Annotated in this window: 11 protein-coding genes; 8 read left to right on the top strand and 3 right to left on the bottom strand. The window is 66.9% G+C overall.

Features of this window, described 5'->3' with window-relative positions; genetic code table 11:
• Window position 1: 1 nt before the first annotated feature.
• Together AB0C75_RS10145 and AB0C75_RS10140 are read right to left on the bottom strand one after the other, a co-directional pair.
• On the bottom strand, window positions 2-481 hold the full coding sequence (locus AB0C75_RS10145) for a rhodanese-like domain-containing protein (protein ID WP_362888923.1): 480 nt from the start codon (window positions 479-481) through the stop codon (window positions 2-4).
• Window positions 462-602, bottom strand: coding sequence for a hypothetical protein (locus tag AB0C75_RS10140; protein WP_362888922.1), 141 nt, complete (start codon window positions 600-602; stop codon window positions 462-464). The genes AB0C75_RS10145 and AB0C75_RS10140 overlap by 20 nt, the downstream gene beginning before the upstream one ends.
• A gap of 152 nt (window positions 603-754) precedes the next feature.
• On the opposite strand from AB0C75_RS10140, the gene AB0C75_RS10135 reads away from it, so the two are divergent.
• The 6 genes from AB0C75_RS10135 to AB0C75_RS10110 all read left to right on the top strand — a co-directional run bounded on the left by AB0C75_RS10135 (window position 755) and on the right by AB0C75_RS10110 (window position 8,049).
• On the top strand, window positions 755-1,165 hold the full coding sequence (locus tag AB0C75_RS10135; protein WP_362888921.1) for an aldo/keto reductase: 411 nt from the start codon (window positions 755-757) through the stop codon (window positions 1,163-1,165).
• A 518-nt stretch (window positions 1,166-1,683) separates the two neighbouring features.
• Window positions 1,684-2,487 (top strand): GH25 family lysozyme, encoded by an 804-nt coding sequence (locus tag AB0C75_RS10130; protein WP_362889180.1) that lies wholly within the window; start codon window positions 1,684-1,686, stop codon window positions 2,485-2,487.
• A gap of 136 nt (window positions 2,488-2,623) precedes the next feature.
• Entirely contained in the window at window positions 2,624-3,769 is a 1,146-nt protein-coding gene (locus AB0C75_RS10125; RefSeq protein WP_362888919.1) for a glycoside hydrolase family 3 N-terminal domain-containing protein, read from the top strand.
• A 1,707-nt stretch (window positions 3,770-5,476) separates the two neighbouring features.
• A complete protein-coding gene (locus tag AB0C75_RS10120) occupies window positions 5,477-5,761 on the top strand; it encodes a LuxR C-terminal-related transcriptional regulator (RefSeq protein ID WP_362888917.1) in 285 nt (94 codons plus the stop codon).
• A gap of 344 nt (window positions 5,762-6,105) precedes the next feature.
• Window positions 6,106-7,017 (top strand): methyltransferase domain-containing protein, encoded by a 912-nt coding sequence (locus AB0C75_RS10115; RefSeq protein WP_362888915.1) that lies wholly within the window; start codon window positions 6,106-6,108, stop codon window positions 7,015-7,017.
• Window positions 7,018-7,218: 201 nt separating this feature from the next.
• Window positions 7,219-8,049, top strand: a complete 831-nt coding sequence (locus tag AB0C75_RS10110; protein ID WP_362888913.1) for a methyltransferase domain-containing protein — start codon at window positions 7,219-7,221, stop codon at window positions 8,047-8,049.
• 209 nt (window positions 8,050-8,258) lie between these two features.
• Here the strand turns inward: AB0C75_RS10110 and AB0C75_RS10105 are convergent, their stop codons facing one another.
• Window positions 8,259-9,503, bottom strand: coding sequence for a cytochrome P450 (locus tag AB0C75_RS10105; RefSeq protein ID WP_362888911.1), 1,245 nt, complete (start codon window positions 9,501-9,503; stop codon window positions 8,259-8,261).
• 512 nt (window positions 9,504-10,015) lie between these two features.
• Between AB0C75_RS10105 and AB0C75_RS10100 the strand changes: the two genes are divergently transcribed.
• Together AB0C75_RS10100 and AB0C75_RS10095 are read left to right on the top strand one after the other, a co-directional pair.
• The gene (locus tag AB0C75_RS10100) at window positions 10,016-11,188 is read left to right on the top strand and encodes a cytochrome P450 (RefSeq protein WP_362888909.1); all 1,173 of its coding nucleotides are present in this window, start codon (window positions 10,016-10,018) and stop codon (window positions 11,186-11,188) included.
• A 79-nt stretch (window positions 11,189-11,267) separates the two neighbouring features.
• A complete protein-coding gene (locus AB0C75_RS10095; RefSeq protein WP_362888907.1) occupies window positions 11,268-12,095 on the top strand; it encodes a UbiA family prenyltransferase in 828 nt (275 codons plus the stop codon).
• Window positions 12,096-12,105: the final 10 nt, after the last annotated feature.

Genomic DNA, 12,105 nt, shown 5'->3' with positions numbered 1-12,105 from the left:
TTCACACGCAGTCGGGGTCGACCGCGGCGGACCGGCTCAGGGCGGTGCCCTGTTGGACGGGCAGAGAGGAATCGCGCTCCCACACGGACCAGGAACCGTCGAACAGGCCCACCCGCCGGCCCAGCAGGGCCCCGACGAAGACCAGCAGGGAACTGGACACCCCACCACCACAGTAGGCACCGACGTCATGGCCGCCGATCGCCCGACGGAACAGGAACCACTTGCGCAGTTCCGTCGGCGATCGGAGCAGGCCGTCGGGAGCGACGAGTTCGCTCGAGTGAGCGTGGACCGCGTGCGGAACGTGTCCGGTCCTCGGTTCGTCCACCACGCCGTTGTACGAAGCGGCCGGCCGGGAGTCGAGCAGTGCGCCGTAGCGCGAGATCTCCAGGACATCCGCGATCCCGAGGACACGGCGGCCGCCGTCGGGGCGTCGACGACCCGGTCCCTCACGGCCGGCGTCGTCACGGCGATCCCGAGGCATGCGGGACGAACACCACCGGAAGGCTGTCCTTGAGGGCGTCGCAGCCGCGGCACCGCTTCTTGTGCTCGGTGACGAGCATGTCCGCGGTGACGTTGTCGACGCCGTCGATGAAGCACTCCATGATGAGAGTGCCCAGGTAGTCCCCTGTGGTCCCGCGATCGATCCGGGCGAAGATCTCGACCTGCCGCTCCGGCTGCCCGCTCTCGGGCCAGGCGCTCTACGCCGGCCTCTCCAATTACCTGCCCCAACAGGCCCACGGGCGGCCGTGCTGCCGTGCTGCCGCGCTCCGCGGGCGTGCCGCTCGTGGTGCCCCAGCCGAGGTATTCCCTCTTCGACCGGGGACCCGAGCTGAACGGCCTCATCGACCTGGCCGCACAGGACGGTTTCGGGATCGTGGTGCACAGCCCGCTCGCGCAGGGTCTGCTCACCGACAAGTACCTGAGCGGCTCCATCCCCGAAGGCGCCCGAGCTCGCGCCAGCGCCTTGGAACTCATCCTCATCGACAAGCACGGCGTGCACGGGACGGCTCTCCGACCCTCCCCGAGGCGGGCCCGTCGTACGCATACGCGGACATCAGCGGTCTTCGGGAATCCAAGGGTGCCATTGTTTCCATTTCTAAAACTTCCGGCAGAGCCATTTCGGTTTCTGCAGCTCACCGAAGTGAACATTGGTCTGGACCTCTAACGGATCGGGACCCTCTTTACCGCGCGCGCATTTTCATGCACCATGACGTGTCCGCATCAAGCGACGCGCGTAGATCGAAATGGGAAAGCGGTACCTGAGTTCCCATGATGAGACACGTCGAGGAGGTGATGTTGCCGACAGCGGAAACACCGAGCGCGGCGGGTGCCCTTCGGGCGCAGCCACCGCCACCAGGTCCGTCACGAGGATACGTGCGTGATCAGCGAGTCCAGGACGGACGGTGACGTGGTGATCTCCACCGGCCGGTGCGGCTCGCAGAGTTGCTGTTCGTGTCTGCCGGATGGCCCAGGAGTTCCGCCGACAAGCCCTTGATCCTTTCCGCTCGTCGCGCACATCCCAATTCGGGCGCGGGTGGAGCAACCGCACCGAAGCATCACCAGCACAACTCCGTCTCACCCTCAGATTAATAGGAGGAAAACTTGTTCTCCCGAATTCTTTCAGCGAAGGCCCCCAGGCGGGGACTCACTGTGATCGGCGCCGTCGGCGCGAGTGCGGCGCTGATGCTGGGCATGACGGCAGGCACCGCGTCATCGGCGCCGCTGCCGTCCGACAACCCCGTGCCCGTGGGCCAGGGTTACATGGGCGTCGGCTACGTCCAGGACAGCAAGGACTTCGTGCCGGACACGCGGGAGTTACACCTCGACGACTCGGCAGGCCCGAGCCTCAGAGCGAACCCCGAGGGTGTCGACATCTCCCACTACCAGGGCTCGATCAACTGGAGCTCGGTCCGGAACGCCGGTATCGAGTTCGCCTGGATGAAGGCGACCGAGGGCACCACGTACAAGGACCCGACCTTCAGCACCAACTACGTCAACGCCTACAACGCCGGCGTGATCCGGGGCGCGTACCACTTCGCGCGTCCCGACGCCTCGACCGGTGCGGCGCAGGCGAACTTCTTCGCCGACAGCGGCGGCGCCTGGTCCCGCGACAATCTGACACTGCCCGGCGTGCTGGACATCGAGGGCAGCTGCTACGGCAAGTCGGCTGCGGCGATGCAGTCGTGGATCCTCGACTTCTACAACACGTACAAGGCCCGGACCGGCCGTGACGTAGTGATCTACACCAGCCCGAGCTGGTGGAACTCCTGCACCGGCGGCTGGAGCGGCATGTCCGCCAAGAGCCCGCTGTGGGTCGCCCACTGGACCTCCGCGGGCAGCCCGACCATCCCGAGCGGGTTCCCGTCCTGGACCGTCTGGCAGTACTCCTCCACGGGCTCCGTGAGCGGCGTATCCGGAAACGTTGACCGTGACCGCTTCAACGGCGACCGCTCGCGTCTGCTCGCCCTGGCCAACAACACCCCCTGATGACGGCCTTGAGCACCTGGTGATCGGCGCCCCTGGCGGAGCGGGCCGTCCGGACCCGCTCCGCCAGGGGCGCGCCCCGCTCGCCCTCCGGCAACCCAGGTCCGGCACACCGGCAGTTCGCGAAGGAGAGAGAAGTATGAGCTCGGCAGCAAAGCAACCCCTCAGCAGACGCGGCGCTCTGCTCGCCGGAACCGCGGTCCTGGTCGGCGGCCTCGGAATGGCGGACCGGACGGCCGCTGCCGTGCGGCGTCCCGAAACCGGCCTGTCCCCGTCGGCCGACCTGACCCCGACGCAGCGCGCAGGACAGCGCGTCGTCTACTCCTACCCGGGGCTCACGCCCCCGGCCAAGCTGCTGGACGCGATCAGAGAGGGCCACGCGGCCGGGGTGATCTTCTTCGGGGAGAACATCGAGAGCCTGAGCCAGATCGAGGGCGTGGTCCAGGAGATGAACGAGGCGAACGCGTCCGCGCCGGTCAAGGCCCCGCTGCTCCTGATGACCGACCAGGAGGGCGGCATGGTGCGCCGGCTGCCCGGTGAGCCGGTGGTGTCCGCCAAGGACGTCGGCGCCTCGTCCGACCCGGAGGGCCAGGCCACGTACACCGGCACCGGCGCGGGCCTGAACCTCGCCGGCGTCGGCATGAACGTCAACCTGGCGCCGGTGCTCGACGTCTACCGCACCGCCGGTGACTTCACCGACCAGTACGAGCGGTCGTACAGCAAGGACCCGAGCTCGGTCAGCGCCTGCGGCTCGGCGTTCATCACCGGGCAGCAGGACGCCGGGGTGGCGGCCACCGCGAAGCACTTCCCCGGCCTCGGTCCCGCCTCGGCAAGCCAGAACACCGACCTGGGGCCCGTCACCCTCACCACGTCCGCGGCCACCCTGCGCGGCGTCGACGAGGTGCCGTACCGGGCGGCGATCTCCGCCGGGGCGAAGCTGGTCATGCTCTCCTGGGCCGTCTACCCGGCGCTGGACGCCGCTCTGCCCGCCGGCCTGTCTCCGACCGTGGTCGGCGAGTTGCGCGACCGGCTCGGCTTCAAGGGCGTGACCATCACCGACGCCTTGGAGGCCGGGGCACTCGAGGACTACGGCAGCGTGGCGGAGCGAGCCGTGATGGCCGCCGAGGCCGGCATGGACCTGATCCTGTGCTCGGCCCGCGACTTCGGCCAGGGGAACGACGCGGTGGCCGCACTGCGCGACGCCCTGACGGCCGGCACTCTCGACGGAGCCGCCTTCGACGCGGGGGCGCAACGCGTCAAAGCCCTCCGCAGCAGCCTGGCCTGACGCCCACGGCACGGTGGCATCGGCCGCGCCCGCCGATGCCACCGTGCCGTTACCGGCCCGACGCGACAGTGCAAGGGGTCGGCCCACCGTGACATCGGCGGCAGGCAGAAAGGCCTCCAGTTGTTCCATGGTGCGGGCCCGATGATCGCCGAGATGCCGCCGGCGTGGTTGATGACGAAGGCGACCGCCGCGGAGACGTGGCCCCGGTGGCGTTCTTGCGGAAGCTGCCGGAGAGCAGCCTGTAGGTGAGGGTGCCCATGCCATGGCGGCGTGCGGAGGGCCGCACCTCCGCCTCGACGCCGGTGGCGGACCGGGATCGAGTACGGCGGCCGCCCGGTCACGAACCGCTCCAGGTTCCGCTCGCGCGAGACCCCTGCCCGCCACCGGCGTCGACTGTGCCGTGGTGAACATCGGACGCCTCGACACGGCCCGGCCCACCATTGGCCTCGGGGCCCTCAGCGCCGTCTGCGCGTCGCGGGCGTCTCCTTCGGCTTCACCCGGCCCGCCGTACTCGGCGCCGTCATCGCTGCCGCGGGGCACCACCTGCTCACAGCTGTCGCCGACTGACGCGTGCGGCCGCTGACCGGCATGGCCCTGTCCTTCGACACCACCGCCGAGACCGCCGAACGGCTCCGCTTCCATCAGACCCACGCAAGATCATCCTCACCGCGCCCTGATCGTGCTCCCCCACTGGCCGCTGGGGTACGCGATGTCGGGATTCGTGGGCGGCCTCACCGAACGCTCGAACAGCTGCCCCCAGCCGGTCGTCCGCCGGCTGATACAGGGGCCCTTCGGCGCACCGTGGCAGTGCGACCATGCCGACGGCTGTCGCGCTTCTGGACGACGTGGGCAGGGGCGAGTGACCGTCGACGGCGGTTTCGCGCGGAAGCGAGGCCGGGCACACAATTCCGGCCACCCCTGTCGGAGAGACCCCCTGTTCGGGCACAGGGATGCCCGAACACGGTCTCTGTCAGTCTGCTTTCCGCCTGAACGTCCCGTACCTCATACGTACACGACATGGCGACGGAAGGCGGCCGGCCGCTCAGGTGTGAGCCTGACGCCGCACAGGCCGCCTATCCGCACCACCCCGCAGACGCATACCAGCGAATCCTGGCTGGAAAATTACATGCCCCCTAAAACGCCCAAGCCAGGCGAAAGCATGATCATCGGGCAGGAATTCACGGCGATTCGCACCCACGGCCGCATGCCCGATTGCTGGGCATAAATCCCGCCAGGCTGGCCGCACGTCGTTGACATGGCTAGGACAGCTCACAGAGACTCACATCCGGTAGGGCCGATTCCGGCAGCTAGCCGAATTTCGGAAAGGAACCCGGATGACCTGCGATGATGCCGGGCGCCCAGATACCGACCACGCCTCCGCATCAGAATTCCACCGCACGGCGAAGCGGGGCAGAAGGCGAAGAGGTGTCATGACACACTTGCAGAATGTTCACCATGTTGACAACTGTTTGACACTTCCGCCGGCGAATTCCCTGCGGTCGGTCCACTCACTCGACTGGAGACAATCGGCCTGAGTCCGCCGATTCGCACCGGAAACGCACCCCAGGGATCTCCCCGGGGCGGTCGTGGACGACTCCACACCCGGAACAAGGAAATCGCTCAGCTCTTCACCAGGACTCCCCCTGGTGCACACCAGATCATCCGAAGGACACAGCACAGCCGGGCTGTACGGAATGGATGGGTGCCATGGATATTGATCAGAATGGCTGCGAAGTGTCCCAGCCGGTCGGTGGCTGGGTTCCCAGCTCGATCCAGGTCAGAATCCTGGAGGGTGTTGCGGCCGGCTTCACCAGCGGGCGCCTCTCGAGAGAGCTGTACCTGAGCTCGAAGACCATCGATTACCACATCCACGTCATGTCCGACAAACTTCAGGCACCGAATCGCGTCGCGTTGGTTTCGAGGGCGTTCGTCCTCCAGATTCTGCGAACAGATGCCTGGCCTCCGCGCATCGCCTGGGAAGCCGTGGATTAACGTCTGGTCTCCGTGGCCTTGACTCGCTCGACGAGAGCGCGGGTCTACGCACGGGACCGATTTGGATGCCACCCAGCAGCTGCCGACCAATCCGCAGAATAGCCTGAACCCGGCCCTGCGCAGCCTTCTTTAGGGTTTCTCCTAAACCCGGGATATGCGCACGCCACATCGTTGACACGACCAGGGGTGCCCTCCAGGATGGAAACCAATAGCTGCCACTCGATTTCGGTATCACTCAGGATTCCGGACCAGGCACCTTCGCGGAAATCCTGGCGAGCGCAGCGTGACATTCAAACAGGCCATTCGCCAACGTCGTCGGCATCCCAGCTCTGGAGGAGTGACCCGTGTCGAATCTGGATGAGCTTACAAGCTCACCTCAAACAGCGCTGGACCCTCAGGATGAAGTGAAAATAGTTGGCCAATACTACGACGACAAAACAGCCCGACTCATTCGCAAATACGGGCCGGGCCCCAGGATTCACTATCATGTGGGTCACTACCCTTCCTCCGAAGCGCCGCTGCGCGCCGATGATGTGACACCGGATGACATTCGCGGCAGTATCCGGCTTCATCAAGAGGGTCTGCTGCGGTACGCGGCCAAGATCTGGGGCGCTGAACAGCGGCTTTCGGGCAGGATCCTGGACGTCGGCTGTGGTCTCGGCGGCGGCTCGCTCTTCTGGGCGCAGGAATACGGCGCCGACGTCACGGCGGTCACCAACGCGCCGGAACACGCGCCGGTGGTCGAAGGGTTCGCACGGGAATGCGGTGTGGACGCGAGGGTCCGCACGCTGGTCAGTGATGCGAAGCGCCTGCCCCTGGACGGCGCTCCCTATGACGCGGCGGTAGCAATCGAGAGCAGTGGATACTTCGACCGCCCTCTGTGGTTCGAGCGTCTGGCGCGTGTGCTTCGTCCTGGCGCGAGTGTGTGCATCGAGGAAGTATTCATCACACGCCCTCATGGGGCCGATGTATGGGCCGAATACTTCTACACGAAACCGGCTACGGTGCTCGACTACGTCAAGGCCGCGGAGGCCGCGGGTTTCGAACTGGTCGATGACGTGGACGCCACATCGGAGACCGCGCCGTTCTGGGAGGAGAGTGCCGCCTGGACGAAGGCGGCACTGGACAGTGACAGCAGCCTCTCACCGGTTGACCGCAGGCAGCTGAGGATATCCCTCCTGGCGAACCAGGCACTTGGCACCGAATGGCAGGCCGGGGGCGTGCGGCTGGGTTTCTTGCGCTTCGAACTGAAGTAGCCGAGGAACGAGGAAATACGCCGGAAGCCGGCTCGCAAGCCGGGCTGCGAGTCGCGCCGCACCAGGAGAGCCCTGGAGACGACGGGCAGGGCCCGCGGTGGCGTACCGGACGGATCATGCGCGGGCTCACCGCCGGTGGAGCTGAACCGCCGCCGGCCTGCCGCCACGTCCTGCCACCTTCACAAGGATACGGAGTTCTTCATGACGCTCGAACAGTCTCCCGCTCACAGCGAAGTCCTCAACGTGTACGACGGGTTCGGCCGGATCTACGGTTCGGCGTGGGGTCCCAACATCCACTACGGCTACTGGGAGAACGACGCGGACGACAGCTCCGTGGAAAAGGCCACGGACCGCCTGACCGACCTGATGATCTCGGGTCTCGCCGCACAGCCCGGCCAGCGGGTCCTGGACATCGGCTGCGGCATCGGATACCCCGCGCAGCGGCTCATCCGCACGTCCGACGTGGACGTGGTGGGCATCACCATCAGCCGGATCCAGGTGGCGGATGCCACGAAACTCGCGGCCGAGGCCGGGCTCACCGACCGGGCCACGTTCCAGTTCGGGGACGCGATGGACATGCCCTTCCCGGACGGATCGTTCGACGCGGCCTGGGCGTTCGAATCGATGTGGCACATGCCCGACCGCGGTCAGGTGATCTCCGAGGCCGCCCGCGTCCTGCGCCCCGGCGGCCGCTTCGCCGTCGCCGACGTCATCCAGCGCGACCCGATCAGTCCTGAGGGACGCGTGGTCCTGGACCACGTCGTCGAGCACTACGGGGTGCGCTCCTTGGGCACTGTGGACGAATACCGGACGGCGCTGGCCGACAACGGTTTCGTCGACGTGGAGATCACCGACATCACCGACAACGTCATCCGCACCCTTGGGCTCATGGCCGACGCCGTGGAGACCGTCCGCGACAAGCTGGCCGAACTGGTCGGCGAGCAACAGGCCACATCCCTCCTTGAGTTCATGCGTAAGTTCGGGTCCGTCCCGGAGAGCGGCTACCTCTTCCTGACCGCGGTCCGCGCCTGAGCGCGGTCCCCGCCTGCCCCCGGTCCGCTTGAGCGCGGGCGCCGTCCCCCGGGCGTCTCATGACGTTGGACGGCCCGCAAAGCACCACCACCACCAGCGAGGCCCCCGAGCTGTTGATCGAGATGTCCGACGTCTCCATCAAACTGCTCGGGGGCCTCGCTGGTTTCATCGCGTCCTGATCCATCCCGTCCTGATCCGTGGAGCGCGTGTCACTCCTGCCGCACCCGCAACTCGGTCAGCGCCCGGAGCGGAAACACCGGCCGGTGACGCGGCAGCGGCCCAGGCGCCGGAGTCAGACCTGGCATCCTGGTGGCGAGGGCCTGTATCGCGATCTCCAGTTCCGCGCGGGCGAATCCGGCTCCGAGGCAGAAGTGGATGCCGTGCCCGAACGCGAGATGCGAGGCGGACCCGCTGCCCGGACTGAACGCGGCCGGACAGGCGGAGGAGTGGCTGTCCCGGCCGGCCGCTCCGTACAGCAGAAGCAGTCGGCTCCCCGCGGCCAGCCGGACGTCGCCGACCACGACGTCATTGACCGCGGTCCGGTACATGCCCGCGAGCGGACTGTCGAACCGCAGCCCCTCCTCGACGAGGTCCCGTGTGGCGATCGTCCCGTCAGCCACCTCGGCCCAGCCGCCGGGCGCCTGAAACTGCTGGAAGAGGATGGTGCCGAGCGCCTCCGCACAGGTCATGTGTCCCGCGAAGATCAGCGTGGGGATCATGACGGAGGCCTCGTCGGCGGTGAGCGTGCGGCCCGCCTTGCCCTCGTGGAGCAGTTCACTGATCAGGTCGTCCTGCGGCGAGGCGAGCCGCTCCTGCACGAGTGACCGGGCGAACGCTCCGAATTCCATGAGCCCGCGGGCGTATTCACGCAGTCCCTCCACATCGGCCTGGCCCCGCACCATCATGAGTTCGATGCGTTGCTCGGACCAGGTGCGGCAGCGGTCGAGGTACTCCTCCGGTATCCCGAGGCGCCGGCCGATCACCTCCAGGGAGTACGGCACCGCGAACTCCGTGATGAAGTCGAACTCCTCCGCGACCGCGACCCGTTCGACGAGACCGGTGGCGATCGAGCGGATCGTGGGTTCGAACGCTCTGACCCGGGCAGGCGTGAACCCGACATTGAGCACTTCCCTGATCCTGGTGTGCTCGGGAGGGTCGAGCGAGCCGACGGCCAGCGCATCAGCACCGCGCCATGTGCGCAGCATGTGGCTCACGTCATCGGGCAACGCGACCGCGGGGCGGGGATTGTGGTCGCGCGCCGAGAAGTTCTGGTCGTCCCGCAGCACGGCAACCATGTCCTCGCGCCGGGTGACGCACCATGCCTCGAGCAGTGGGGCGTAGAACATCGGTTCCGTCTCTCCGATGCCGGCCAGAAATGAATACGGGTCGTCCCGATGCGCGCCATACGGATCGAAAGACCTGTCCTCACGCAATTGCCCCGAATCAATGGACATCGCCATTCCGCCTCTCAAGCTTTCCGTGAGCCATTCCCGGCAATGATCAGTGGCGTTGAGCGAAAGACCCGGAGGCTGTTCAGCGGCCTCGGCGTGGCCGACCGCATGCGTCCGCGTGCGCCCCTGTTCCGCCGCGCCCGCAGGGGAGTTGCCGTGCGCGGAGAAGACACACGCCGCTCGGCGGCTCAACTGCCGGACCCCCTGTACAGCCTTGGCTGCAGCCCAGCGGCCACCAATCCACAGAGTAGTCCAAATCCAGTCCCGCACCGCATTCTTTGGGGTTTTTCCTAAACCCGAAGATGCGCACACCCAATCGTTGACACGCCCGGGCCTGCCCACCAGGATGGCAATCAGAACGATCACGTAAATTCCGGCGCTACTCCCCGGGCTCACATTGCGAGGATATCTGCGCAACATATCCAGCACAGCGACTTCGGCCGCATACACCGAACTGACGTCGTGACGGTCTTCGGCACAGTGGTCCGAACCCTCGATTCCGGCGGAGGCCATCAGTGAGTACCCCAGCCCAATTACCCTTCGAGCAGACAAATGTTCTGCAGCTCGCACCGGAGCTGCGCACGCTCCAGTCCCGGGGCACGGTCCACCGGGTTCGTACTGCCGAGGGCCACGAAGCGTGGCTGGTCACCGGTCATGCCTGGGTGAGGCAGTTGCTCGACGACGACCGGCTCAGCCGCTCGAACCCGGATCCGCAGGCTGCGGCGAAGGACAGCGGTTCCGCCGTTCTCGCCGGTCTGCTGGGCGACTTCGCAACCGACCATGGCCGGTTGCGGGCACTGCTGGAGCCGCACTTCTCACCCGAGCGGATGCAGGCGCTGCGGCCCTACGTCGAAGAAGTGACCGGGCGTCTCCTGGACGAAGTGGCCGGCCGGCAGCAACCGGTGGACCTGCGCGAGGCGTTGGCGCTGTCGCTGCCGATCCAGGTGATGTGCGAGTGGCTGGGCGTGCCCCAGGAGGACAAGGACCGGTTCGGCGGCTGGACCCAGGATGCCGCCAACGTGGGGGACCCGGCCAGGTCCAAGCAGGGGCTGGGTGAGTTGTTCGCCTACTGCAAGCAACTCGTCGCCGACAAACGGCGGAACCCGGGCGACGACGCGATCTCCAGGATCTGCGCGACCGAGGGGATCAACGACAACGAGGTCATCGGGCTGACAGCGCTGTTGCTGTTCGGTGGTTACGAGACCACCGTGGCCCGGATCGGCACCTGTGTGTCGCTGTTGCTGGCCAACCCCGACCAGTGGCAGGCATTGTTGCGCGACCCGGGTCTCATCCCAGGCGCGGTTGAGGAAACCCTGCGGATGTCGATGCCGAATCCGCACAACGGCGGCATGCCGCGATACGCGCTGACGGACTTCGAGATCGACGGGGTCACGATCCGGACCGGCGACTTCGTGCTGTTGAACATCATCGCGGCCAACCACGACGAGAAGGCCTTCGCCTGCCCCCACCGCATCGATGTCACTCGCGACACCACGGGCAGTCTCGCGTTCGGCCATGGTGCGCACCACTGCGTGGGCGCGACGCTGGCCCGGATGCAGCTGCAGGCGGTGCTCACCCAGCTCGTCGCGCGATTCCCGACCCTGCGTCTGGCTGTCGGTGCGGACGAGCTGGGGCTACGCCTCAACACGCTGATCGGCGGGTTGGTCCAACTTCCGGTGACATGGTGATTGGATCCTGATGCTGCACGAAATATCCAGTGGCGTAGTCACGAGGAGCCCCACTTCGGTCCGCGCGTATCTCCTGTTGATGCGGCTGGACAGGCCCACGGGGTACGTGCTTTACCTGCTCCCGGGGCTGTGGGCTGTCGCCCTCGCATCCGGGCAACGACCGGACCCGCTGACGGTGGTGCTTCTCGCCATCGCCGCGGTGCTGGTGCGCGGCGCCGCCTGCGCGGTCAACGACGTGATCGACAGGGAAGTCGACGCCCGGGTCGCCCGCACCGTGTCGCGTCCTGTCGCATCGGGGACGGTCGGCGTCGGGAACGCTCTCCTGTTCGCCGCCGCACAGGCCGTGGTCGCACTCCTGGTCCTGGCGCTGGTGAACGTGGAGACGTCCCTGGTCGCGGCGGCCTCCTACCCGCTGATCGTCGCGTACCCCTACATGAAGCGCATCTTCTTCTGGCCCTCGGCGTTCCTGGCGCTGGTGATGAGCGTCTACGCGCTGATCGGCTGGACAGCGGCGACCGGAAGCGCCGACTACTCGCTCGCGGTGTACGGCCTGTACGCCGGTGGAGCCTTCTGGACCCTGATCCACGACGCGATCTACTCCCATCAGGACAAGGAGTACGACCGCCAGATCGGTGTCAAGTCCTCCGCTCTGCTGTTCGGCGGGGCCACCAAGGTGTGGCTGACGGTCTTCGCCGCGATCAGTGTCGGCGGCGTGCTGCTGGCCGGTTCCCGGACGTCGATGGGGTGGGCGTTCTACCTGATCGTCGCGCTCGCGGGAGTCTTTCTGTGTTCTCTGATCGTCCGGGTGGATCTGGACGACCCGAAATCGTGCTGGGACGCCTTCGTGTCCAACACCAGCTTCGGCTGGCTCATTCTCGCGGCCATGGTCGCCGGGCAGTTCACATGAAGGGTGAGCT

Source organism: Streptomyces sp. NPDC048565 (assembly GCF_040650935.1).
Classification (GTDB): Bacteria; Actinomycetota; Actinomycetes; order Streptomycetales; family Streptomycetaceae; genus Streptomyces.
The sequence above is the reverse complement of the archived record's forward strand: the minus strand, read 5'-3'. Positions and strand labels throughout refer to the sequence as shown.

Bases quoted from the DNA above. Each gene is read 5' to 3' on its own strand.
- AB0C75_RS10095 (WP_362888907.1), top strand. From the start codon at position 11,268: ATGCGGCTGGACAGGCCCACGGGGTACGTGCTTTACCTGCTCCCGGGG.
- AB0C75_RS10110 (WP_362888913.1), top strand. From the start codon at position 7,219: ATGACGCTCGAACAGTCTCCCGCTCACAGCGAAGTCCTCAACGTGTAC.
- AB0C75_RS10125 (WP_362888919.1), top strand. From the start codon at position 2,624: ATGAGCTCGGCAGCAAAGCAACCCCTCAGCAGACGCGGCGCTCTGCTC.
- AB0C75_RS10130 (WP_362889180.1), top strand. From the start codon at position 1,684: ATGCTGGGCATGACGGCAGGCACCGCGTCATCGGCGCCGCTGCCGTCC.
- AB0C75_RS10140 (WP_362888922.1), bottom strand. From the start codon at position 602: ATGGAGTGCTTCATCGACGGCGTCGACAACGTCACCGCGGACATGCTC.
- AB0C75_RS10105 (WP_362888911.1), bottom strand. From the start codon at position 9,503: ATGTCCATTGATTCGGGGCAATTGCGTGAGGACAGGTCTTTCGATCCG.
- AB0C75_RS10145 (WP_362888923.1), bottom strand. From the start codon at position 481: ATGCCTCGGGATCGCCGTGACGACGCCGGCCGTGAGGGACCGGGTCGT.
- AB0C75_RS10120 (WP_362888917.1), top strand. From the start codon at position 5,477: ATGGATATTGATCAGAATGGCTGCGAAGTGTCCCAGCCGGTCGGTGGC.